This is a genomic window from Reichenbachiella sp. (genome assembly GCF_965223055.1).
In the GTDB taxonomy this organism is placed as follows: Bacteria; Bacteroidota; Bacteroidia; order Cytophagales; family Cyclobacteriaceae; genus Reichenbachiella.
This window is the reverse complement of record NZ_CBDCVM010000011.1, coordinates 345,262-368,797: the sequence shown is the minus strand read 5'-3', so window position 1 is coordinate 368,797 and position 23,536 is coordinate 345,262. Positions and strand designations below refer to the sequence as shown.

The window sequence follows — 23,536 nt, the reverse complement described above, 5'->3', positions numbered from 1 at the left end:
CCCTAGGGATCAATCACTCTTTCAGCTTATTTTTTTGTCATCGTTTGCATTCTATTTTCCAAAAAGGAAAAACAATGGTATTGCCTTCATCTATCCATTCACCTTTCCATTTGTACCCTTTGTCACTAAAATCATAGAAGGTGAGTCGCGAATAACCGTCGAATCCCTGAGGAGATTTTTGTGGTCTGTAGAGTATAATTTTATCGCCTTCCAGATTGCCCGTCCAATGTGACAGAGGAGCAACACCTGGTGCCGGAGAGCTGTAATAATGTACATTCCATCTGGCGCTGTCTACATCATATTGGCGAATACTACCCGAGTGTGCCCCATCTGCTTTGAGCGTATAGTCTTGTACGCCTAAACCATTCAAAATGTATTGGAAGGTCCAGGTCATATCTACGGCCTCTCCCCATTCTCCATCTATTCCTTTTCTATAGGATTTACATTTGCAGGTACCCATCATAGGTTCATAATCTTTAATTTGCTCTGGAGCCTCTGGATTAGGTCGCCCATAAGGATACTTCTTGCTTGGCGCATATTCATATTGAGCAAAACCTGTGAAGCTGATGCATGCGAACAGCATGCTGATAATTTGAGTTTTCATAGTAATTTGTTTTTTGGATCAATATCTACACAACTCTTGAATACCCCTAGACTTGTGCAGGGAGCACTGGAGGTTTTGCAGTAAACTATCCAGCAGATTGCAGGAAGCTCTTTATATCTCTTAGGCGACTTTGAGCGATGTCAATCTTGATTTGATTTTCAAGCGTCAAAAATGAGGTAGAATTGTAACTTACCTCTGAGACTTTATTCATATTGACAATGGCCTTTCTATGAACTCTGAGGAAATGATTGTCTTGTAGTTTTTTCTCAAGGGCCTTCAGTGAATTTCGCATCGCATAGGTGTGTTGGCTTACGGTATGAATTTTCACGCAATAGTCATAGGCCTCTATCCAAAGGATATCTGAAAGAGGTATAATTTTACTCTTGTTTCCAATTTTGATGGAGAGGGCCTGAGTATTTCCTTTCTTTATTTTGTTTTTGAGATCAAAGATTTCAATGGCCAGGTTTTGATTGACATTGACCAAATGAAATAAGCCCAAAATGGCTACATGTGCAAGCGTGTAGATAGGTGTTTTTTGATAGAAGAAAAACACACAATTGTCCCAAATATTATCGAAGGTCAGCGCTCGGTTATTAAGTACAAGTTGAATGATCGAAATAACGAGTACATTAATTACAATGAGGATAGCCAGATGCGAAACAGCGGGCCAGGCTTTGGACAGGTTGAATACTCTACCAGACTGCCCGGTATAAATAATGGCTCCACAATAAACCAGCATGATTGAAAGCCAAATCATCCAGCGATAGGCATGGGCCATGGCAAGATCAATGATAGAAAACTGGTCTGTCGGAGCCAATTCAAATTGCAATATGAAATAGTACTGCTGTGCTGACTCAAAAAGAACAAGAAAGAGCACCATAGCAAATGCATACAGTACAAACCCTTGATATTTCAAGTGCATAAATTGTATAAAATTGATCAATTGGCTTTGCCTTTTCATATGATCAATTTAATGGATTAATTTTTATTCATCCTTAATTACATCAACCGGATTACGACGCGCTGTAGCAAATATCTGCCATCCTATAGTGGATATGGCGATCATCCCAACGGACAGAACCGAAATAGCAAACATAGCTAGAGTGAGCGTAACCCGATGTGCAAATCCTTCAAGCCATAAATGCATACCATACCATGAAATAGGAATGGCAACAATGGCTGCAACCAACACCAACGCTAAGAATTCTTTGCTGATCAGGCTCATAATCCGAGGAATAGAAGCTCCTAATACCTTTCTAATGCCAATTTCTTTTGCACGTTGTTCTGTAGCGTAAACTGTCAAGCCGAAAAGACCTAGGCAAGCAATAAATATGGCGATAAGCGCAAATACACCGAAAAGTCTCCCGAATCGAACATCAGATTTGTAATGTTGGTTGAAGGATTGATCCAGGAACACAAAGTTGAATGGTCTTTGTGGTACCAGATTGTCCCAGATGAGTTGAAGTTCAGCTATGGTTTCCTGCATTCTGTTAGAGTTTACTCTGATCGCAATTCTCCTCAGGTCTCTGTTTTGTCCAAATCTTAAGGATAATGGTTCGACCTTAGCATGAAGAGATTTATAGTTGAAGTCCTTTACTACGCCAATGATTTTACCTTTTCTTCCCCATTGTGAAAATTTCTTGCCTATAATTTCTTTAGCACTATTGTATCCATAAAGTGACAAGGCCGCTTCATTGATCATAAGAGATTCGATGGAGTCATTAACGAAATCCCTTGAAAAGGACCTTCCAGCAGCCATTTTAATATCGAAATTGGGTACAAAATCTGCATCTATTTCAAAAATAGCAGGTGCATGGTACTTAATTTCTCCAAAGGGGTTTTCAATTCCAGTGCCAGCATTAGGAAAAAAATCGCCGGGCACTGCTCGTGATGCAGAAACAGAAACTACATCGGGATGAGACAGGTATTCATGTTTTAAGAGATTGATTCGATCTTGAACGACATTGTCCCAACCAAAATCTACAACGACCATTTGATCCTGGGTGAATCCCATGTCTTTGTTTTGCATATACTTAAGTTGGTGATATACCACTGTCGTGGCTATTACTAGAATGATGGCCAAACAGAATTGAAAGACAACTAAACTGCGTCTGAGTTGTGTGCCACTTCGTGTAGACTTAAACTTTCCTTTTAATACTTGAGATGGGCTAAACCCTGAAAGTACCCATGCAGGATATAGACCAGCTAGTAGGCCAATAAGTAGCGTGATGCCTGCATATATAGTAACATATTGGGTAGTCAATAATCCTTCAAAGGCTATAGGCTTCCCAACCAGGTAATGAAAATACGGTACAATGAGTGCTACAATTCCAACAGCCAGTAAGGAAGAGAATATGGCGATAAGCATAGATTCTGTAAGGAATTGAAACGTCAGATCATGCCTCAGTGCACCCAATGTTTTTCTAACACCTACTTCCTTGGCTCTTTCAACAGACCGAGCCGTCGCCAGGTTAATAAAATTAACGCAAGCTATGATCAATATAAAAAGGCCAATGAAGCTGAGCATGTAAACATTGGATATGCTACCTATGTCTCCTGGTTGGCGAGCAGCTACTGAATGGAGGTACGCTCCCTTCATCGGTTCGTAATCCAGCAAGTGTTTTTCTATTTCACTCATTTTTTCGTAAATGAGATTGTTTTTCGCTCTAAGGGAGGCTATTGAAGCATTTTCATTCAACAATAGATAAGTGTAGAAGTCTACATATCCCCAATTGCTAAAAATACCCGGACGCCAGTTATAGAAAGATGTCATAGAGATCAGCCCATCAAATGTCATTTGCGATTGGGGAGGTACATCTTCCATGACTCCGGTTATTTTCAAGGGTTCCTCATGATCAGCTACCAGCGTTTCTCCAATAATATCTACCGTACCAAAATATTTCACCGCCATGGATTGGGTCAATACTATGCTGTTGGGTTCTACAAGCGCGGTCATAGGATTTCCAACCAGCAAGCGCCAGCTGAACAGTTGAAAAGTCGAAGAGTCGGCAAACAAGAGGTTGTCTTCTTGGAATTTCTTCTGTTCATTTTCCAGAAGGAGGATGGAAGGACTTGTGAAACGACAGAAGCTTTTAACTTCCGGAAATTCACCCAACATGGCTGGTCCTGCCGGAGCAGATCCCCAGACTTGATAATCTTCTGCTGCGGGAGTTTCTGAATCTCCGTAAAAATGAAGCACCCGATACATGTTATCAAGGTTGGAATGATACTTATCGTACGACAATTCATTGTAGACATAGCACAGGATCAGTAGGCAGGCCGAAATACCTATGGTAAGACCAATGATGTTGATGCCAGAAAATTGCTTTTGGTTCATGACATTGCGCCATCCTATCTTAAAATAATTCTTGATCATTCCGAGTTGATTTAATCTTTGATTTCCAGTAAATGATTTGATTATGCCTGGCCTGAAAAGTTTTACTACTTCCCATAAAAACTGCCACTTGGCTTTTTGCTGTCCTTTTGTCTTGGCCTGCTCTTCGAATAACTCGAGCAAATCACCTTCAATAGACGGGTGTAGCTTAGGGTCGCAAAACCATCGAAAGAGACGTTGAGAAAACCTGAAGGGAGTCATCTATGCAAATTTTACATCCAAAGCCACATTGGGAATCGCATTGTACAATTGATTCCTCATCTCTTTAGTGTCTTCAATGGCTCTTTTGCCCTGAGCGGTTATTTTGAAAAACCTTTTAGGTCTCCCACCTCGTTCGCTGGTCGACCCGCCTTCTTCAGATTGCAGATAACCTTTGGTCTCCAGCCTGTTCAATGCAGACTGTAAAGCACCAACACTTACAGTTCTTTGCAATCTGGCTTCGATTTCCTTTTTTATAGATACACCGTAGGCTTCTCCATAGAGTACGCCTACGGTAAGCATGACGATTTCTTCAAATTCGCCTAATTGAAACTTACCCATAGTTATTTCCTAATTGTAGTATTGCAATAATATACAACGAATGGGTAAATTCCTAATTGTAGTATTGAAATAGTTAGAATACTTTATTCATCCTTAATCGCATCCACGGGATTAGAGAAGCCTGCTTTTACAGAATGGAAACCGGATATGGCCAAAGTCAATCCAAGAATGGTCAATCCAGAGATTACAAAAACGAATGGGGAAATTTCTATACGGTATCTAAAATCCTCAAGCCATTGTTGCATCATCCAGAGTGTAGCGGGAATGCTTAGTACAATGGCTATCATAATCAAGCGGGCGTGTTGTTTGGACAGCAAAACAGCAATTTGCCAAACGTTAGCGCCTACGATTTTTCGTATGCCGATCTCTTTGGTGCGCTGCTCGATGGCATAGATGATAATGCCAAGCAGTCCTAAGCTGGCAATAAGGATGGCTAGGGTAGAGAATAAAGACAACACACTGAGGAAGTTTTGCTCGGCCTGAAAACTCGCTGCAAAATTTTCATCTACAAAAGAGTAGACGTAAGGGCGGTCACCTACAAATTTTCTCCATTTGGATTCGATGGCAGTAAGTGCTTCTTGAACTTGTACGGTAGATTCTGTTTTAAGAGAAAACAAGGCATTTACTCGGCCGCTATCGTGCATTTCTGACTCATGTGAGAATAAAGCATAGGCATCCATGGTGCCTCTTAGTCCTCGGTAGTGAAAGTCTTTTATTACACCAATGACTTTGAAAACCATATTACCATGGTTGTATGTAATTTTCTTACCAAGAATACTTTCGTCAAGATCCCACCCGATAGTGCGAGCCGCTTGTTCGCTGATGATGATGGATCGACTGTCTTCAGCGAAATCGTCTGAAAAATTTCTTCCAAATAGTAATTCCACGCCTAGTGTTTCTAAGTACTTGTCATCAGCGAGGGAATAATCCATGGGTAGGGTTTGTGTGGGAGCATCTATAGGCTCAAACTGATCTCCTGCCCAGTGGTTTGGTGGAACCGAAGTACACAAGGAGGTTGTTTGAATGCCTGGAATTTGACTTAACTCGTTGATGAAACTTTCCCTTGTGGTTTCATCCATCCATTCCAAATGTTCGATGGCTGCCAGGTTTTCTTTTTTGAACCCTACATCTTTTTGGTGTGTATAAGACAATTGTTCAAAGGCAATCAGCGTAGACGAAATCAAAATAACAGAAACAGCAAACTGGACAATCACTAAACCATTTCGCAAGGGTGCGCTTTCTTTTCCTGTTTTTACTTTTCCTTTCATCGCATCTATAGGTTTGAATGCACTGAGGAAAAGTGCAGGATAGCCACCCGCGATCAAGCTCATAAATGCAATAAGACCAAATAACAATCCCAAAACTTTCGGATTTCCAACACTGTTGATGTTCAGCGGAGTTTCGGTCAGCTCACCAAAATATGGAATGACATACCATAACAATGTCATGCCTATAATGGCTGAGATCATACAATAAATAAAGGATTCAGATACGTAGCCTAAACTCAATTGCCATCTGGATGAACCAAGCAGTTTTTTGATACCTGTATACTTTGCTCTTTTTAAATGCTGAGTAGTGGTGAGGTTAGTGAAATTGATACAGGACAATAATATAATAAAACCTGCAGCTAGTCCATAGGCATATACCGTACTGATGTTTACAGGTGTAGAAATTCTATTGAATACATTGATATTCAGGTGAATATCTGATAACGGCTGGAGGAATATCTCCCACTTTTTACCGCTATTCACATAGTCATCAAAGGTCGTATTCATGAGGCGCTCTAAGGTGAGGCCCGCATATTTTCTTGGGATTGGCTGCATTTTCTCGCGAACCAGCTCCACATCTGCTTCAGGATGCAATTCAATGTAAGTGACAAATCCAGTCCAGAGCCATGACCAGTTTTGTTTTTTTACTCTACCGATCGCATTCATGGGTAGGAGCATGTCAAATTCGACTGAAGAATTATTTGGAGGATCAGCTATGATGCCGGCCACCTGATGGGTCCATTCTCTGTCTCCATATTCTAGCTTCAATAATTTACCCATGGCGTCTCGCTCACCAAAATACTTGCTAGCCATCGATTCTGTCAGCAGAATGTTCTTAGGGTTGGTGAGGATGTCTTCTTGGTTTCCTCTGACAAGTTCAAATGAGAACATATCGAAGAAATTAGAATCTACAGCGATCACCTCAGGCTCAAGAAAGGACGTTTTTTGTCCAAGTTCATCTTCCGAAGTCACTAGATACCCTAGCTGATACAGTCGGGTACCACGTTTAATTTCAGGGAGCTCGTCGCACATGGAGAATACCACGCCTGGTCCGGTCGAGCCGAATTGTTCGTCTACCTGGTCACTCCAAATAAAGGTTTGATTGACTCGGTATATATTATCTCCATTTTCATGAAAATTATCAAAGCTGGTATGATAATTCACATAGAGATAGATAAGCATGGAGGTACAAATCCCAGCAGATAAGCCGAGAATATTGATGAGTGAGAATAGTTGATTGCGCTTCAGGTTCCTGAAGAACTGTCGTAAATAATGTTTTAGCATAATTTCAAGTATAAGTCGAAATGGGATGGACTAATTCTGTGCCAGTTACTTAACTAGTTGAAATATAGAGGCATACGATTTTTTTCTGTTTGAAAATATGTACAATTGCGGACAATAAAGTGTTCACAGATGGCAAAATTTAGCCCTTGCTTGCCTTTGCAGAACTTCTTTTATTCAATTGAACTTTCTGTTTGCCTTTTCTGATTCTGATGTTGAGCATCTCAACAATCAATGAAAAGAAAACGGCGAAATAAATATACCCTTTGGGTACGTGATGTCCCATGGCTTCAACAGTCAACATAAAACCAATGAGAATCAAAAAGGATAAGGCGAGTACTTCTAAAGAAGGGTGTTTAGAAATAAACGTACTGATTTTACCGGCAAAAGCCATCATGATAAACATAGCTATGATGACCGCTATGATCATAATGGTAAGCTGACTTGTCAGTCCTACAGCAGTCAAAATGGAATCAAAGGAGAAAATAATGTCAAGCATGATAATCTGAGCAATCGTTCCTGCTAGGGTGGCACTGGTTTTGGTCACCAAGTCATGCTCTTCCATCACCTCCATTTTATGACCAATCTCAACAGTACTTTTTGCAATGAGAAAAAGTCCACCGCCTGCTAGAATCAGATCCCTTCCGCTAAAGGCATGCCCTAATACAGTAAAGAGTGGTTCGGAGAAACTAATTATCCAAGTAATCCCAAATAAAAGACCAATTCTGAATACCAGTGCACACATCAAACCGATATTTCTTGCTTTGGCTTGTTGATCCTTAGGGAGTTTGTTGGATACAATTGATATGAATATGATATTGTCTACCCCTAAAACTATTTCTAAGAATGTAAGTGTCAATAAGGCAATAAGTGATTCTGGAGTAAGTAGAGCTTCCATAGTATGTTGGTTGAATTAAGTGCTCAATAATAATCATCTCGCTGAACTAATCATGAATGGCGGAGCAAAATTTCTTTAATGAAATAATATTACGTTATTTGTAACTACAAATAACGTAACTCCGTTAATAGTCGCAATATGAGATTCGAAGAAGAAATTAAGCAATCGTCATTTAAGAATTCAAGAGAGAAGGCCATTATCAATGTAGTGTTCACTGGCAATTGGCTCAGAGACCGGGCCGATGTGGTGCTAAAGCCTTACAATATCAATGAGCAGCATTATAATCTATTGAGAATTCTAAGAGGCAGACATCCACTCACGATATGTCCCAGTGAGATCAAAGAAGTTTTGATCAATAAGCGAGGGGACCTCACCAGACTACTGGACAAACTGGTAAATATGGAACTGGTCGAGCGAGATGTAAACCCTAAGAACCGGAGAATGATCAACTTGAAAATTAGCGATAAAGGAATAGAATTTTTGTCGCAGTTAGATCCGGAAATGGAAAAGTTGAGTCGAACTAATAATGCATTGTCAATAGAGGAGTCCGAACAGTTGAGTAACCTTCTGGATAAAATGCGAGGATAATTTTTTTGCTCATAAATATGTAATTACAACAAACGGAAATACGAACAAAATGAAAAAGATCATAGCATTTGCAGGAAGCAATAGCTCCACATCGATCAACATGCAATTAGTTAAATATGCAGGTTCACTGGTAGCGTACAATGAAGTAGAGTATCTGGATTTGAGAGATTTTGACGCACCTATATATAGTGCAGATATAGAAAAGGAAGGTATTCCACAACCCATAAAAAACTTGGTGGCTAAACTGGCGGGAGCTGATGCCTATATTATAGGTACTCCCGAACACAATGGTAGTTTGACAGCATTTTTGAAGAATACGATTGACTGGGCTTCTAGAGTGGAGGCAAAATTTCTGGGAGGAAAACCTGTCTTGTTGTTGAGTACCTCTAATGGCAAGCGAGGAGCCGCAGGTAGTTTGGAAGATCTAAATAATAAGATGAAGTACTTTGCTGGCGATGTGGCGGCCACATTTAGTCTTGGTTCGTTTACAGATTCATTTGATACTGCACAAGGGGTTGTGACAAATGAAGAGGAAAAGGGCAGGTTAAAAGAAGCCACCCTGCAATTGGAGAATAAATTATAATCATCATAACATATATAATCGGCAATTCAAAATGTGCAAATCCGCAAAACGGAATGTGCAATAATTCCCACATCAATACTAGACAAAAAAATTAAATAAGTAGCTTTACACCGTCGCATTTTATGTATTTCACAACACTAAGGAAGTCAAGGCTTTGCCCAGACGGGATCATCTTATTAGGATGATCTACTCCTTAGTGTTTTTATACTTTGAAGTGCGACGGCGTCTGGGCTACTTTATCTCGTAGTTCGCCGTTAATACCTCCACCTTGCGCTTACGCTGCTTCATTACACGACCATTTCCTGCCGCTAAGAGCTTATCTACATGAATTGTGTGCCAACCATTAGCTTTAATGTATTCGTCCAGCACAGTCGACGGATAGCTGCTTAGAAGGAATTTTCCCTTCATTGCTGCTAGTGCATCCAGATCCCTTCTGAAATCCTTCTCAGAATACCCGCCATAATGGCCTTGATTGCTGTCAATATATGGAGGGTCTGCATACACGAAAGTATCTTCGTGATCGCGGCTTGAAATAACCTTGTGGGCTGCATTTTCTTCTATTGTAACGTACTTTAAACGCTGTGATAACTCCTCGTTAAATCGATCAATTTTGTTTTGAATGCTGTGGGTGCGCTTGTGGCGATCATAGCCCCAGGTGCCAATCTTGCAACCGAATCCTTGATTGGTAACTACATAGAAAGCCCATGCTCTGACAACCGGGTCGTCTGCAAACAGCCAGGGACAATCATAGATTACCATTGCTTTCTTGTATGTCTCGCGACTGTGCAGTGTGGCTTCCACTTTCTTTTTGAGATCAAAATAGCCATGTTTCAGCACCTCGTAGAAGTTCACGATGTTCATATTTACATCATTAACTACCTCGGTAGTACTCGGCTCTTTTGCCCAAAAGATAGCACCTCCTCCGAAGAAAGGTTCTACATAGATCCGGTGATCCGGAATGAGTGGCAGTATGGTTTTGACCATAGACTGCTTGCCCCCGTAGTAACTGATGGGGGTCTTAATTTGTGTCGTCGTCATTTTATGTTAACTATTTATGTGTGCCAGACAATTAATTGTCCTCTATTGAAACCTGTACCGTCAAAATCTGCACCAGTGAATGTGCCTCCGGTGGCTCTTGCTAAAACAATGTCAGTACCGTTTTTTGATACTGTTAGATCTCTATGCCCGTAATACGTGTATGAATTCGCATCATCTCTAACTCCAGCCACGGCATAAACTATGCTGGCTGAAGATAAGCCTGTGGCTATTGTTATAATGGGCGCAAGGCTCATATTCCAACTTGGAATGTTTATAGTTGTGTGCTTCAGTGGCCTTTCAGCCAATTGAGTTGCTATTGTTGCTGCGTAATTCGGATCATCACCCAATGCAGCGGCCAGCTCATTCAATGTATCTAAAGCCGCAGGGGCCCCATCAATAATGGCATTAAACTGACTTACCACATTAGCCATTTCTCCAAGTTTGTCCGAAAACTGCACCACCTCATCATAATCAGCAATACCGCTATCTGACGCCCCAAACTGCAACTTCAGTGTGTTGGAGTAGAAAGTATCTCTCAGTAGATTATCACCATACCAGGCCTTACGGTCATAGACTTTCTCTTCTACAAATACTGGCACTTGACCTCCTGGGGCGGTCGCTTGATTAAAAGCTTGTACCGTGTACACCTGACCGTTGTAGTAGGCCGCTCCGGCAGTCATGGCATAGTCATCGCCATCAATAATAAACTCACAGCCATGGATAATGACAATATCCGTACTCTCATTAGTCAGTGCCTTCATTATAGCGGCCAGTTTCTGATCGGTACCTTTTTGTACCTGATTTGGATAGTCAGGCGACAGGGTCATTCCAAGGTTTATATTGCTAAAATCTACATTATCCATAGTCTATGTTTCTATAATTTCAAAATCAGATCCCCCAATTAGGTATCTATTCACTTCAGCTTTCAGTTGGTCTTCATCGTAGGTCAGTCCACTAGGTATAATAATCGAAAATCCAGCTTGTACTACATTATTAGCGTAAGCGGTGTATCCTACTATCCCTATCTGGCTGCTCGCCTGATAGCCTATAGGATTGTTATTGTCCGGGCATGGATAGCCTAAAGTAGTGGTATTTTCAAAATCATTATTGAATATCCTCAACTCTGGGATGCCCAACTTCAGCTGTAGGTATCGCTCCAGGAGTATCGTACGACCATCCCATTTCATCTCCTCTTTAATGGTTTTAAAATGCGATATAAACGCCGTGTGAATGGTCTTAATATGAACGAAAAGACTGGCCAACCACTGTAGCCTTACCATCTTTCGTAGGTGGGGGCGGACATACTGTGTCACCAGCTTCTGAAAGTCGATATCGTAGCTCACCAAACTCATTCAGCAACATAGGTTATCAGGTCATCAAAAGACAATGCCGGATCTAATTCCAGGTAACCACTAAACGGCTCGTACTTCCGATCCACATTAGCATATACATCTTCATCCTTTTTCGCTTGTACGCTATCAGTCACTACGTCTTTCACATTAGGTACAACTTGCAGTGCATCCACGTGTTTGGAGATGTAGTACACACTATCGCCATTGATGTCGATCTCAGCCAGATAGTCGAGATATGCAGCTTCCACTAATGGCTTCAAGTCCTCTAGCGGCTCCAGTGGATTGTAATACACAGTGAATCTAGCGTCCAGTTTGTCGCTATTCAGGCTGAGGACAGTAACGGCTGGCCCAGGCGGTTGCGTGCGATCTACATACAGATTGAAGGCACTCAATTGCTCAGGGGTTAGTGCAATTGGCTTTCCATCATTGTCTTCAGTAGCCACTTTGAGTATCCAGCTATTAGTTCCTTGGATGATCGCCAGGCGTTTGATGATTTGCTTGTCCGGATCTACTACTTCGTAGTAGTATTTACCAGTGTTGTCATTTACCAGCAGATCATCTCCAAACTGAAACTTAGACCACTCCCTGGCGAAGAAGTACTTATTGGCAGCGATACCTTCCTCTTTGATTTGAGTCAGCTCCGCTTTAGCCTCACCCCAGAGCGTCTCTTGGATATAGCTGATGAAAGACATCAGCTCTATCCATAGGTTCCATTCTGATGTTTTAGAGCTACTATCAAAATCCAGCTGCGCATTATCATCCACCTCATCTGTGATGAAGGTATGAATTTCGCCGATCCTGTTTTTGGCGGCGTCCGAATTTTCAGCTAGTATTTCTGATAGTCTGCTCATGGGTCTATGCGTTAGTCTTTGTCTTCCTTAGCGGAATCAATCAGGTTTCTGAGTTGGGCTTTGTTCAGAATAGTGATTTCCATTCCAGTTATAAACTGTTTCAGTTTGTTTTGATCAGCTTTGTCTAGCTTCAGTACTCCGGAGTCCTTCAACTCCATCGCCCAATCAAAGTACTTATCTATATCTCCTTCCGATTTAGAAAAAGAAGCCAATAATCCTCTACGGAGGATGTCTTTTGCTACGATCGGCTGCTGGGTGTCGGTATAGATCGCTGGTTCTCCTTCGGTGTCTAGTAGTTGTTTTGAAAAATCGATGTTCATATTAGTAAGATTATGAGTGATACAATGACCGGAGCGGCAAAGCCCTTCCAGTCGAAATTTTCTTTGTTCTTGGATTTCGATTTGAATCGTGACCAATCAAAGTCGTTTTTTGCTTCGTACTGCGTGAACTCACGCACTGCATACAGCAGGCCGCCTAAATACCATTCCCCGCTTACCCAACAGATAAGAAAGGCCACTATGGCATGGACCAGCCAGTAGGGTGTGATTCGATATAGGTATTGGTAGATCATGCGGCTTCTAGTGCAGTTAATCTGTCGTTTATTTCTTTGATGGAATTCACAACCATTGGATTAGGAACGACATCCACAAAACCCAATCGCTCTACCTCCTTGCCGTCGGCTTGTTTATGCATGAAAGTACCAACTAGCTCAGGAGCAAATTGCTGTACCTCATTGGCTCGGTATCCAGAGCGAATCGGATTACCTTCTTCATCCCATTCATATTTGTAAGAAATTGCATTGAACTTCAATAGATCTTCTAGTCCTCGCTCATAATCTCCATAGATGTTTTTCAGCCTTTCGTCGGATGGATTGGTGTTGGTGAGGGTGCCGGAGTTGGAGTAGAGTGTGCCTGTGCCTAAATTATTGACCGTTACAGCACCTAAGCTGTTAATTATTACCCTAGCCGTGCTGTTTGTTCCTAATAACAGGTTCCCATTAAGAGTACGATTATAGAGTGATATATGAGAATTAGCGGTGCTTGCAAATCCAACATAGCCTTGTTCAGTTGTACCGTCGGATTCGTAAAAAGCAGAATAAGCAGTGTTATCATCACCGGTATCGTTCCCCTTAATTCCTGAACTGTAAGGCATTAGTGTTTTTCCTGTCAAATTTGAAGTGCCAATAACCTCCAAATCATTCTGCACCTCTACCAGCCCAGGCTCAATAGACATTTCCAATGTTCCATTCACCCTGAAGTCAAGACCCGTAGTGGCATCTAGTGCGAATACTCCTGTAGAGGCGATGGTGTCCACCTCATTCAGATCATTGCCTTTAAAATCAAAATCTCCAGAGATGTGGTCGATGCTGAAGGTCTCGTACCACATACCGCCCAAACGTCTGTCTAGGATCAGATCCTTATTCGTGTCATCCTGACGGAAACCAAAAGCCTGTGTAGGATCTGAATCAAAAGTCAATGCACACTCACCAGCTACGTCACTGGCAGCTCTGGTGAGTGAGGCTTGGCGCTTCAGCTCTACCTTAGAGGCGTTGATGCCTATTCCCACGTTATCGAAGAATTCGAGTATAGTCAACCTTTCAAGCTCACCAGTGGCTTCGTTCGAGACGTGCATATTTCGAGTGTAGGCGGGAGTAGGGTTTTCTACATACTCAAGGGCGGTCAAAAATTCTAATTCTTCCATTACAGTCTATTTGCTAATATTTTACCATCACTATTTACCAGCAGCTTTCCTAAGCTGACAAGCACCTGCACGATATTGATCGTTGCAGTTTCAATTACATTACTCGGTTCAGATTTGATCTGCCCAGAGTAGTGTCTTGCTCTTGCCCAGAGGGGCTGACCATCGGCCAGCTCCTCAAAAGTGCAAGAAGGCGTGTCTTCTAATGTCTGGATCGTGTCCAGTATATTTTCAAAATCACTCGTAGTGCTGATTTCCCACTCAAAGCCTTCGCCTGTGATCTCACTAGTAGAGACTGCCGACAGCTCCACAGTTGAGGTAGTCACTTCGACCAGGGTTAGTACCGGAGGTCTGAGTATCGGAGTTGACCAGCTATTGATCGTTGTATCCTTATCTGCCAGATACTTGAGTACCTTGGCATTGACTACTTTCGTGTCATCAATGAGCAAAGTAGATCCAGTTTCCAGGTAGTCATCCACACGCAGGCCATTGTCCCTGGCCAGCTGGATGATACCTTCTATGCTGCCATATTCCTGTAGGGCTATGTCAAGCAAATTTTGGCCGTTATTTACCGTGATCGATCTCATTCCGGATACCTTGCGTTGGTTTTAATTGTGGCGTCTTCAAACACCGTCAGTTCTTCAACTATCTGGCCATCCAGCTCAAAGGTCTCTCTAGTCCGACCGCCCAAATCACCAAAGTCGTCATCATTCACAAAGCCTGATATTCCCACGCCCATGTATGGAAACATTCGCAACCCTCCCAAATCAGTGAGTAGCAAGTCCTCCTGGTGCTGATAGGTGCTTTCAGTAGTTTTGAAATCACCATTTTCAATCGCCAGGTCTAAAGTCTCCGTACGTGCGTAGTCCTTTGGCATCAGTGTTTTACTTTATCGTTCTCGATATTCGAAAAATCTTCTACATCATTCAAAGCAGCCAAACCAGCTACAATTGTAGCCTGCAAAGCTGATCCACCATCTTGAGGTGCCGGAACGCCGTCACCAATAGCATCGATGATGCCGTCTATTCGGGCTGTCATCTTCGTCAGCTGTGCTACCAGCTCGTCGTGAATGATCAGCCCTTTCAGGCTGCCTCCATTCATCACAATCTTATCCACGACACTGCACTTGATCACAAAGCAGATGTCTTCGTCTTGGCCTATGATGCCACAGAGCACCGTGCTCCCAACTGTCGGGAACTCCACGATACCGTCTGTGACCTCATCTATTCCGGCTTTCAGTCTGACCTCGTCAATTTCCGCTTGTCCTGGTGGCTCTACCACACAGGTCATAGTCGCTTCATCCACTTCCTTCACGGTGGCGGTGAAAGTGGGCATCAGCTTCATCCGCTGCTTGCTCAAGGCCTGCGCTATGTCTCGTACCTTCTGATTCATAGCAGTATCCCCAGTTCAATGTTTCTCCTTGCGCCTTGCTGGCCGAAAGACGTAGTCACACTATCGATCAGATAATTACCCGCCCGGCCTTCGTCGAAGTCGGGATCTTTGATATTGGCCACCATTCCATGATGGGCAGCTGGGATGAGGAAGGTTTTGAATCCTCCTTCAAATCCTGTGTATTTCAGTTCGTCAAGCTGAGCCTTGGCCAGCTCTTCCAGTTTAGCCTTGTTCGATATCTTGTAATAGTGTAGCGTGCGCTGCTCTCCATTGGAATCACCTACTTCCACTTCCAGTTTGCTATTGTCCTTCAGTATAGAAATAGCCTTGATTTTGATTTTCTTGTCATCTTCCGAGACAAACTTTAGATTACTCTTGATGATATTCCATGAGGTGCTATAATTCACTGTGATTCCAGCCGATTGCGTGTCACCGAAGGGCAGACCCACATACAGATCTGAACCTCTGAAGTAGATCGACAGCCCGTATTCCTTTTTCAGCTTGGCGAAGGCTTCGGTCGCACTCACGTTGTTAAGCCTGAATTTTTCAAACTCTACCTCCGGCACTTCATTTGCGACATTCACTGATGCACCTGTCTGCGTGGAGATCTCTGATACAATGTAATCGACTACCTCTTTGAGCGTGGTAGCTTTAAATGCTTTCAGAAGGTTGGTTCGCTTGGCGTGAAAGTTGGTGTCCTCCAGTTCGACGGTATAGGGAAAATTCGGACTGATCTTTGACACGTATCCCACAAACTCAGTTTCAAAATACACGTCCTCATAGCCGAGCTTAATCGTGGCTTCTGCACCAACTTGTATCTCCTTATTCAGCTGCGTCAATAATCTGGGCAACTTCACTACAGCAGTATCTCCTATCGTGTGACGGCTTTCATGGATCTGCACGTCATTCACCTGCGTGAACACATGACTACCGATGGTGATTTCTGCTTGTAGTACGAACATGAGTATGATAATTAGTTTATTCATTTTCTTCGTTGATCAATTCCAGAGGTACAGTGGTATCACTGATGGCCTCAATCATAAATGGCTGTTCATTCGGGCTGGCTTCCGCACCTGGTATAGAGAATCTCTTGATAGCAATTTTCTTGATGCTGAATAGATCCGTCATCGGACATTCTATATCGTGGCTACCTTTGCCTTCACAGATCGTCCGGAGCTTGCCTACCAGATCTGAAGGGTACTCATCATCAGACGATCCATACAAGACGCCTATAATCTTCACCTTGTAGTTATTCAGATTGATCTGCTCTAGTACATTGGCTACCTGTTGGCCTCTGTTGAGCGGAGTTTCTACGATATGATTACTCCCTACAATTGATATAATAGGTTCATCAGGGATCTGCCAGCCTGCTATTTTCACCGGAAAAAAATCCTCTCCGTTAAATTCGTTGTTGAAGTTGAAAGCACCTTTGACTGTCTTGATGATCGTGCCTGCCTGGTTGGCCCCTTTGCCAACACCCAAAGCAGGATAAGGCGGAGCTACATGCCCTACCTTTCGCGTTACATCATATAAATCAAATTCAGCCATTATTGCGTAGTCATTTCATTGGCGGCGTTGAGTGTCCTTAATACCACCTCTTGTACTTTTTCTTCAATTTCATCCGTATCAATATCACCACCAACTGCTGATACCTGGATAGTTTCAGCAGCTTTCAGATTTTCTACAGTTACATTGATATTGGTATGCTTCGTGCCACCGCCGTTTATGGTGTCGATGCCTGACTTCAGATCTGAACCAACTCCTTGACTTGACGAATCTTGATCGTCAGCCAATGCAGATCCTAACTCGGTAGATAAACTACCATCAGGTGCAACTGTGATTTTAGATTTTCCACCTTCTGGGGTGATCAGGTTCAATCTGCTTCGTAGGTTCTCAATTCCTTTGGCGCCAGTATTGGCGATCTCTCCGAGCTTGCCCGGTAGTTTAGATGCCAGCTCTAGCAACTGCTGCAAGGGCATCAATAGTGAATCCAGCATAACCAGACCAATACGCTTCAATCCCGCTACGATTCCTCCATCTGTAAAGGCCGATTTAATACTATCCCAATGACGTTTGAAGCTCATTACCAAATTGACGATAGTGCCTAGTGGCCCCATCATAAACAACAAACTCGCTCCCCATTGATCGTATTTGTATATGGCTACGCCGACAATAGCCACCAAGGCAGTAATAGCACCTACCACCAATCCAACTGGATTAGCCGTGAGTGCCGCATTTAACAACCACTGTTTAGTCGTTAAGATGGTGGTTTGTATAGCCGTAGCAATTAGCACAGCCTTGTACCCGACGAATCCGGCAAATACTACTCCTGCTACATAGCCAATAACTTCTAGTACCGCTCTATTCTCATTCATCCAGTGCCAAACATCCATCAGACCATTCGCGAAGGATTCCAGGGATTGAGCCGCACCTTTTGCCCAGGCAATGACCTGCTCTTTATTTTGATCGATCAGAGCAATCAGCTTGCTAAATACTTTCCCTATCAACGGATTGAAAGCTTCACCGATACCAATTCCTATTCCTTGCATCTTGCCCTGGAAGGTGGAGATCTTACCGCCTACAGTTTCAGATTGCTTCGCCATCAGATCGAAGAAAAGACCGCCTTCGCCTGTCAGATTAGTAAAGGCTTGCTCCAGATCTGAAAATTTGAGCTTTCCTTCTGATGCCATCTTCTTCACCTGGTCTTCGGTAGTACCCAGGGCTTTGGCAAATTCGCCCATGATAGGGATACCTGCCTCTACCAGCTGGTTGATGTCTTCTGCGTAAAGTGTACCTGCAATTCTGGCCTTACCGTAGATGGTGGCCAGCTCGTTGAAGTCTTTGCCTGTGCCTGCTGAGATGTCTCCTATTTTTCGAAGGGTATCCGGTAGTTCTTTGGCGGTAGTGCCAAATGCCAGGAGGGACTTGCCCGCCCGGATGACCGAGTCATTGTCGAACGGCGTGACATTGCTAAATTCATTCAGCTTGGCAATGGTATCATTGGCTTTGTCCGCATCCTTCAGAAATGTAGTAAAGCTGACTCTCGTCTGTTCCATATTTACTCCTAAGTCAAATGCCGCAGATCCAGCGGAGTAAAAAGCCGCTCCAAGAGCTAGTCCGGCAATGGCTGTCTTGAGTCCAGAAAAGGTTCGGGTGAGTCCACTCACTTTGGTATCAGCCTGGCCGCTGGCCCTACGGATCTTATCCAGCTTGTTGCTGGCCTGATCGTTTAGCTTTACCAAATATTCGTAGATCTTCATTCTCCTTGCGATTTCTTATGTTCTTGGTCTCTGGCCCATTCGAGGCCTTTGAAAGTTGTCGCCCATTCATCATCACTGAGGCTGTCAGGGTCTTTGCCTGTGTGATACTGAATGAGCGCATCGGCTAGTACGATGACCGAGGTCTGATCTGAGATCGTCGCCTCGGCTAAAGCTTTTTTATGCCAACATACTTCTCTCGCTTCACTTCATTGATCGCCATCAAATAGCCAAAGTATAAGCGGGGTGTTTCTTTAATTGCCTTCAGATCCGCAACCGTAGTACACAGCCTGTCTAGCAAGTGAATCGCGGTGTCAAACGGTTTGTTTTGGCGGTTCTTATGCTCGGCATACTTCAAGTCTGCACGCTCGGCATACTTCACTTTTAGTACCGTATTTTCCACCTGAATGACTGCATGATCCGAATTGTTGATAATTTCAAATTCCGGCATATTGATCAGTTCGTCAATCTGAGAGTCCAGTCCATTGCGACACTCGTCGCTGGTCTTCAGCTCTTCGTCACCACCTAGCCAGCAATTATTCAATATTGACTCAGTCACCACTGATTTGCTGCCCTTGCTGAAGTTGGACGCGATCATCTTCATCACTGACAATTTCGACGTAGGATCAAAGATGTATCCCACCTTGCCGTCTGCTTCCAGCTGGTAGATGTCGGTGTACTTTTCCTTCCACTCAGCGATTTGTTCTTTAGTAATTTTGGACATTAGGTTCTATTTAGTTTTTAAGTTTTACACATTCCACTCGATGTCTCCCGGCAGGAATGGCAGGGTCACTTCCACGTCGGGCGCACCTTCGCTTAGGTCGATGCCTACGCCTGTGAATTCCACATACTTGAGTATGTTGGTGCTCACTACACCGCCTTCTTCTGGGGCGAAAGCGTGAACGATGTCAAAAGGCTTGATCGACAAGATCGACTTGCCATTGCCATGCGACTGCATGAACGCCCAAAGCTCGCTGGAGCTGACCTTTAGCTCTCCTGGAGGAAAGGTAACCCGACCACGGCCACGCTTGCGAGGCTTCTTGCCTTTACCGTAAATGTTCTTTTTCTCCTGCTCTTCAGAATACTTGATTCCGAGGATCTGCAAGATCGGACGGCCTAGTACCATCACATGGCTATCATTCCAGCCGTATTCTTCACTATTCATCATAGTCGGTAGTGTTTAGTTTATGCTAAAGCCGGATTCTCAAATCCGAGCGTCACTTCTATAGTTTTGCTGTAGAATTTCGGTCTGATTTTCAGACTGACCTTCACCTTGTTGGTGCTCAGTACGTTCTGCTTAGGATCTACAGTCGCCGTGATGGCGCTTACTTCGCCATTGGCCGTCATGTTCAGATCAAGGGCGTTTTGAATCTTAGCCTGGTAGTCTTTGGCTACCACCGGAGCCATAAACCCATCATCATCTACATCGAGGTCGTCCAGGATCTCATTCACATACGTGTCGTAGGTGATGGTCAGTGCCTTGTCGATCACACGGCCTCTTGCGAAGCTGGAGTAGTCGTCTGATGCAGGACAGGCCATTGGGTCATCATTGAAGTAGTAGCCATTACGACCTTGCCATCTGCGCAAGAACACGAAGCCCTTGTCATGGAGCTGATCCTGTTCTCCGCTACTCATCGATTCGATGGTGGTTGTTCCATCTGTTAGGTAAGAAGCAGTGACACCCACATCTCCATCCTTCACACGTCCCGGGTTTCTTTGTACAGGGTTAGCAGCATATCGACCAAGCAATAAACCGATAGCGGCATTCTTGCTGCCTGCTACGTCGGTACTGATCGCCACTTGCACCCTGTTGTTGGTATTTCCAGTTAGATCTATCAGATCTCCAATAGTCCCCTGATAGTCTCGGCCATCTATAATGGCTCTGAACGGCTTAAACTGCGAAGCGTACTCCTCGGCGGTTTCATGTAGCTTTAAAATAGCAGCAGTCACATCGTCATCTACTTCATCGTCATAAGTTGGTACGTATCCACCGTCTGGCACTCTCCCCAGGGCAACAAGTCTAATCTTGCCATCCGCTGCATCTAAGAGCTTAGTGGCTAGGTCATTGGCTTTGTCGGCCACGGATGCCATCAGCGTGGTGGGGTCATAGAGCATCACCCACAGGGCCGCACCTTCTCCCGCCTGCGCATAGAAGTCCTTGATGTTCTTCCACACGTTCGTGCTGTTGGCGGTATCATAGGCAGCATCCAAGCCCAAGGCTTTCGCTTCATCCGTGCTGAATATCTGCTTAGGATCGGATAAACCAATCTGGCCACCTACAGCTACACCTGAAAGGATTAGTCCGGCTACTCCGTCGTCTGTACCAGCAACAAGTCCAAGTGCGCCGTTTTCGATTTCAATATTTACTCCTGGTCGTCCCATAGTTCTGTTTTAATGGTCTTCTTAGTTCGTTCAAATGCCCTTCTTACAGGCTAAGGATCTGAAGATTAATCAGATCCTTATTCGGTTTTCTTGGCTGCTTCAGCTTCTTCCTTGGCTTTTTGAGCTGCGGCTGCCTCATCAGCTTTCTTCTTTGCTGCCGCTTCCTCTTTCGCCTTTTTCGCTGCTGCTTCAGATTTTTTCTTAGCTTCAGCTTCGTCTTTAGCTTTTTGAGCTGCGGCTGCCTCATCAGCTTTCTTCTTTGCTGCCGCTTCCTCTTTCGCCTTTTTCGCTGCTGCTTCAGATTTTTTCTTAGCTTCAGCTTCGTCTTTAGCTTTTTGAGCTGCGGTTGCCTCATCAGCTTTCTTCTTTGCTGCCGCTTCCTCTTTCGCCTTTTTCGCTGCTGCTTCAGATTTTTTCTTAGCTTCAGCTTCGTCTTTAGCTTTTTGAGCTGCGGTTGCCTCATCAGATTTCTTCTTTGCTGCCGCTTCTTCAGCCGCCTTCGCTGCTTTTTTACCTTCTTCGGTTCTTGCTTCTAGCTCCTTCGCCACTTCCTTTCGCTCGATGAACTGCACTTTACCTTTACCTTCTTTCAAAGTTTTTTCATGTGCGTGCGCATCACTTTTCCTTTTTGATGGGAAAAATTGACCATCTGTTGTCATGTGGAAACCATCTTCTTGTGGGTAGGCTTCAAAATAGGGCAATGAGTTTTTCTTAATATCTGCCATTGTTTTGGTGTTTATTTAGCGATAAATATTCCGGCAGCGAATCCCACAGCTCCCCAGAATTCTTTCCTGCGGAAGAAGGCTCTCTGCTTCTTTTCGTTTTTTTGGTATAGGTTGATTTTCTCCTCTAAGACTTTTACTTCTTGCCTTCGGGTACTATCGGTCAGTTGGTAGATCCCTAGCTGCATCTTAGCCAGGTCACAGTCTGCCAGTTCACGGTGGATCTCGTTGGCTACTGCTGTCGAGATAGTGACCGAATCGCTTTGTGAACAAGCGTTCCAGGCTATCAGCAGTAAGATCATAAGTGGCAGTATCGTTTTCATTCCTTAGCGTTTGAATGCTGTCTATCTGATCATATAGTGGAATCAGAGTAGTGCGCATGAGCTCCAGCTCCAGGTCTTTGTTTTGCAGAGCCTTCTGGTATTCCATCTCCTGCAGCTTACTGAAGAAGATGAAACCAAAGAGGCAAACCAGAACGGTCAGGAAATACCTGAGCTTCCCGTCCATCTTGATATCTTATGTACCTGCGATTTGAGTCGGTATTTGCGATATACGCCATCACCTTCTCTACTGCCAGCCTTATTCGTATTGCCTTCTACAGTCACCAGATACCTATTCCGGGTGGGCCACTGATCTACAAATCCGACATGAGCGATTCGCTGTTTACTCTTGAAATAGATCCCAAATACATCTCCACTGCGAGGCCGTTTATATCCGTAGTCCCTATAGGTTAATTCTCCTTTGTGATAGATGACATTCGCTGTAAACCAGCTGGGCGACCAAGCCGGGCTTTTGGGCGTTTCTACACCACAGGATGTCAGGTGATAGTTCACAAAAGCGGCGCACCAGGCAAAGCCCTTACCAAGGCCAGTGGTGGCTAAGTATTTTTCTACTTCAATGCCATCGTTTTGGCCAGTCGCCTCACGGACGCCTATGTCTTGGGTGTATCCCTGCTTCACGCAGTAGGTGTCCGGTAGGACAGCGAATCCCTTTGCAATCGAAAAGACCATAAGGATGGTCAGTAATAGATTCTTCATGATTGATTTGAAATTAAGATTAAACAAAAGATGAAGGACAGATAAATCGCAAACGCCAGTATGACTCCCCATTTGTGGCGGGGATCTCCAGCACTCAGCAGATCCTCTGCGTCGTCATCCAAAAATTTCTTCAGTACGGGAAACTTGAGTTTCAATAGAAACCAAGAAACCCCACTGTATAAAAACAGCGTAGCAATAGCATAGAAATTGACATGAAACACACCTGCATCAAAGGCACCAGCTGTAGGGTCTATCAACCGATAGAGTCCAGGAGCCACAAAGAACAGCACCAAAGCGATGGGTATTGTCAGCCATTCGTTGTATTGTTTGATGATTTTAGTCCAGTTCATTTCAAAAATGCGATTATCAGTTCTATGATCAGGGCAGCTATGATTCCTGAGGCAGCTCCCCAAACCCTTACTTTCGTTTGAAGCTTGGCAAACTCAATTCGTAGATCGGTTTGCTGCTCCGTTTTCTTTTCTTCGGCTCTTTTAATGCCTTCAATATCTCTACTCATTTCGTCCACCCGTCCCATCATTTGGATTAGCAACTCCTTGGTGGTCAGTTTTTGTAGATCTATGGTTTCCTCTCGGCTCATGGTATTATAGCAGTTGGGAAACCGGGGCTATTACCTCCCGGCAACCCAAAACT

General features: G+C 43.7%; 29 protein-coding genes. 2 read left to right on the top strand and 27 right to left on the bottom strand.

Going from position 1 to position 23,536, the window contains the following annotated elements:
- Nucleotides 1–37: 37 nt before the first annotated feature.
- The 6 genes from ACOQO5_RS12945 to ACOQO5_RS12920 all read right to left on the bottom strand — a co-directional run bounded on the left by ACOQO5_RS12945 (nucleotide 38) and on the right by ACOQO5_RS12920 (nucleotide 7,985).
- Nucleotides 38–604: a hypothetical protein gene (locus ACOQO5_RS12945; protein WP_420582109.1), complete on the bottom strand. Its 567-nt coding sequence runs from the start codon at nucleotides 602–604 to the stop codon at nucleotides 38–40.
- Between the two features lie 85 nt (nucleotides 605–689).
- A complete protein-coding gene (locus tag ACOQO5_RS12940; RefSeq protein ID WP_420582108.1) occupies nucleotides 690–1,565 on the bottom strand; it encodes a LytR/AlgR family response regulator transcription factor in 876 nt (291 codons plus the stop codon).
- 24 nt (nucleotides 1,566–1,589) lie between these two features.
- A complete protein-coding gene (locus ACOQO5_RS12935) occupies nucleotides 1,590–4,199 on the bottom strand; it encodes an ABC transporter permease (RefSeq protein WP_420582107.1) in 2,610 nt (869 codons plus the stop codon).
- A complete protein-coding gene (locus tag ACOQO5_RS12930) occupies nucleotides 4,200–4,538 on the bottom strand; it encodes a PadR family transcriptional regulator (RefSeq protein ID WP_420582106.1) in 339 nt (112 codons plus the stop codon).
- 83 nt (nucleotides 4,539–4,621) lie between these two features.
- Nucleotides 4,622–7,090 carry an ABC transporter permease gene (locus ACOQO5_RS12925; RefSeq protein WP_420582105.1) on the bottom strand — a complete coding sequence of 823 codons (2,469 nt, stop codon included), beginning with the start codon at nucleotides 7,088–7,090 and terminating at the stop codon, nucleotides 4,622–4,624.
- Between the two features lie 139 nt (nucleotides 7,091–7,229).
- Entirely contained in the window at nucleotides 7,230–7,985 is a 756-nt protein-coding gene (locus ACOQO5_RS12920; RefSeq protein ID WP_420582104.1) for a TerC family protein, read from the bottom strand.
- Nucleotides 7,986–8,123: 138 nt separating this feature from the next.
- Here ACOQO5_RS12920 and ACOQO5_RS12915 point away from each other — a divergent pair, with 138 nt between their 5' ends.
- Nucleotides 8,124–8,573 carry a MarR family winged helix-turn-helix transcriptional regulator gene (locus tag ACOQO5_RS12915; RefSeq protein WP_420582103.1) on the top strand — a complete coding sequence of 150 codons (450 nt, stop codon included), beginning with the start codon at nucleotides 8,124–8,126 and terminating at the stop codon, nucleotides 8,571–8,573.
- A 49-nt stretch (nucleotides 8,574–8,622) separates the two neighbouring features.
- A complete protein-coding gene (locus ACOQO5_RS12910) occupies nucleotides 8,623–9,156 on the top strand; it encodes an NADPH-dependent FMN reductase (protein WP_420582102.1) in 534 nt (177 codons plus the stop codon).
- Between the two features lie 231 nt (nucleotides 9,157–9,387).
- Here ACOQO5_RS12910 and ACOQO5_RS12905 read toward each other — a convergent pair whose 3' ends face one another.
- From ACOQO5_RS12905 to ACOQO5_RS12805, 21 genes are all read right to left on the bottom strand, one after another.
- The gene (locus ACOQO5_RS12905; RefSeq protein WP_420582101.1) at nucleotides 9,388–10,194 is read right to left on the bottom strand and encodes a DNA adenine methylase; all 807 of its coding nucleotides are present in this window, start codon (nucleotides 10,192–10,194) and stop codon (nucleotides 9,388–9,390) included.
- A gap of 14 nt (nucleotides 10,195–10,208) precedes the next feature.
- Nucleotides 10,209–11,057, bottom strand: coding sequence for a hypothetical protein (locus ACOQO5_RS12900; protein ID WP_420582100.1), 849 nt, complete (start codon nucleotides 11,055–11,057; stop codon nucleotides 10,209–10,211).
- Between the two features lie 3 nt (nucleotides 11,058–11,060).
- Complete coding sequence (locus ACOQO5_RS12895; RefSeq protein WP_420582099.1) at nucleotides 11,061–11,474, bottom strand: hypothetical protein; 414 nt, start codon at nucleotides 11,472–11,474, stop codon at nucleotides 11,061–11,063.
- 68 nt (nucleotides 11,475–11,542) lie between these two features.
- Entirely contained in the window at nucleotides 11,543–12,397 is an 855-nt protein-coding gene (locus ACOQO5_RS12890; protein WP_420582098.1) for a hypothetical protein, read from the bottom strand.
- An 11-nt stretch (nucleotides 12,398–12,408) separates the two neighbouring features.
- Entirely contained in the window at nucleotides 12,409–12,717 is a 309-nt protein-coding gene (locus tag ACOQO5_RS12885; protein ID WP_420582097.1) for a hypothetical protein, read from the bottom strand.
- On the bottom strand, nucleotides 12,714–12,968 hold the full coding sequence (locus ACOQO5_RS12880) for a hypothetical protein (RefSeq protein ID WP_420582096.1): 255 nt from the start codon (nucleotides 12,966–12,968) through the stop codon (nucleotides 12,714–12,716). Before ACOQO5_RS12880 ends, ACOQO5_RS12885 begins: the two co-directional genes overlap by 4 nt.
- Nucleotides 12,965–14,098 (bottom strand): tail fiber domain-containing protein, encoded by a 1,134-nt coding sequence (locus tag ACOQO5_RS12875; protein ID WP_420582095.1) that lies wholly within the window; start codon nucleotides 14,096–14,098, stop codon nucleotides 12,965–12,967. The genes ACOQO5_RS12880 and ACOQO5_RS12875 overlap by 4 nt, the downstream gene beginning before the upstream one ends.
- Nucleotides 14,098–14,682, bottom strand: coding sequence for a hypothetical protein (locus ACOQO5_RS12870; RefSeq protein ID WP_420582094.1), 585 nt, complete (start codon nucleotides 14,680–14,682; stop codon nucleotides 14,098–14,100). Before ACOQO5_RS12870 ends, ACOQO5_RS12875 begins: the two co-directional genes overlap by 1 nt.
- Nucleotides 14,679–14,972: a hypothetical protein gene (locus ACOQO5_RS12865; RefSeq protein ID WP_420582093.1), complete on the bottom strand. Its 294-nt coding sequence runs from the start codon at nucleotides 14,970–14,972 to the stop codon at nucleotides 14,679–14,681. The genes ACOQO5_RS12870 and ACOQO5_RS12865 overlap by 4 nt, the downstream gene beginning before the upstream one ends.
- Nucleotides 14,972–15,487: a hypothetical protein gene (locus tag ACOQO5_RS12860; protein WP_420582092.1), complete on the bottom strand. Its 516-nt coding sequence runs from the start codon at nucleotides 15,485–15,487 to the stop codon at nucleotides 14,972–14,974. The genes ACOQO5_RS12865 and ACOQO5_RS12860 overlap by 1 nt, the downstream gene beginning before the upstream one ends.
- Nucleotides 15,484–16,473, bottom strand: coding sequence for a hypothetical protein (locus tag ACOQO5_RS12855; RefSeq protein WP_420582091.1), 990 nt, complete (start codon nucleotides 16,471–16,473; stop codon nucleotides 15,484–15,486). The genes ACOQO5_RS12860 and ACOQO5_RS12855 overlap by 4 nt, the downstream gene beginning before the upstream one ends.
- Nucleotides 16,466–17,035: a DUF6046 domain-containing protein gene (locus ACOQO5_RS12850; RefSeq protein ID WP_420582090.1), complete on the bottom strand. Its 570-nt coding sequence runs from the start codon at nucleotides 17,033–17,035 to the stop codon at nucleotides 16,466–16,468. The genes ACOQO5_RS12855 and ACOQO5_RS12850 overlap by 8 nt, the downstream gene beginning before the upstream one ends.
- Nucleotides 17,035–18,747, bottom strand: a complete 1,713-nt coding sequence (locus ACOQO5_RS12845) for a tape measure protein (RefSeq protein WP_420582089.1) — start codon at nucleotides 18,745–18,747, stop codon at nucleotides 17,035–17,037. Before ACOQO5_RS12845 ends, ACOQO5_RS12850 begins: the two co-directional genes overlap by 1 nt.
- 166 nt (nucleotides 18,748–18,913) lie before the next feature.
- Nucleotides 18,914–19,468, bottom strand: coding sequence for a hypothetical protein (locus ACOQO5_RS12840; protein ID WP_420582088.1), 555 nt, complete (start codon nucleotides 19,466–19,468; stop codon nucleotides 18,914–18,916).
- Between the two features lie 24 nt (nucleotides 19,469–19,492).
- Entirely contained in the window at nucleotides 19,493–19,912 is a 420-nt protein-coding gene (locus ACOQO5_RS12835; RefSeq protein WP_420582087.1) for a hypothetical protein, read from the bottom strand.
- A gap of 17 nt (nucleotides 19,913–19,929) precedes the next feature.
- Complete coding sequence (locus ACOQO5_RS12830) at nucleotides 19,930–21,126, bottom strand: DUF2586 family protein (RefSeq protein ID WP_420582086.1); 1,197 nt, start codon at nucleotides 21,124–21,126, stop codon at nucleotides 19,930–19,932.
- A gap of 77 nt (nucleotides 21,127–21,203) precedes the next feature.
- Nucleotides 21,204–21,851 carry a hypothetical protein gene (locus tag ACOQO5_RS12825; protein WP_420582085.1) on the bottom strand — a complete coding sequence of 216 codons (648 nt, stop codon included), beginning with the start codon at nucleotides 21,849–21,851 and terminating at the stop codon, nucleotides 21,204–21,206.
- 11 nt (nucleotides 21,852–21,862) lie between these two features.
- Nucleotides 21,863–22,171 carry a hypothetical protein gene (locus ACOQO5_RS12820; RefSeq protein WP_420582084.1) on the bottom strand — a complete coding sequence of 103 codons (309 nt, stop codon included), beginning with the start codon at nucleotides 22,169–22,171 and terminating at the stop codon, nucleotides 21,863–21,865.
- 156 nt (nucleotides 22,172–22,327) lie between these two features.
- On the bottom strand, nucleotides 22,328–22,885 hold the full coding sequence (locus ACOQO5_RS12815) for a CHAP domain-containing protein (RefSeq protein ID WP_420582083.1): 558 nt from the start codon (nucleotides 22,883–22,885) through the stop codon (nucleotides 22,328–22,330).
- Complete coding sequence (locus tag ACOQO5_RS12810; RefSeq protein WP_420582082.1) at nucleotides 22,882–23,235, bottom strand: hypothetical protein; 354 nt, start codon at nucleotides 23,233–23,235, stop codon at nucleotides 22,882–22,884. The genes ACOQO5_RS12815 and ACOQO5_RS12810 overlap by 4 nt, the downstream gene beginning before the upstream one ends.
- On the bottom strand, nucleotides 23,232–23,483 hold the full coding sequence (locus tag ACOQO5_RS12805) for a hypothetical protein (RefSeq protein WP_420582081.1): 252 nt from the start codon (nucleotides 23,481–23,483) through the stop codon (nucleotides 23,232–23,234). The genes ACOQO5_RS12810 and ACOQO5_RS12805 overlap by 4 nt, the downstream gene beginning before the upstream one ends.
- Nucleotides 23,484–23,536: the final 53 nt, after the last annotated feature.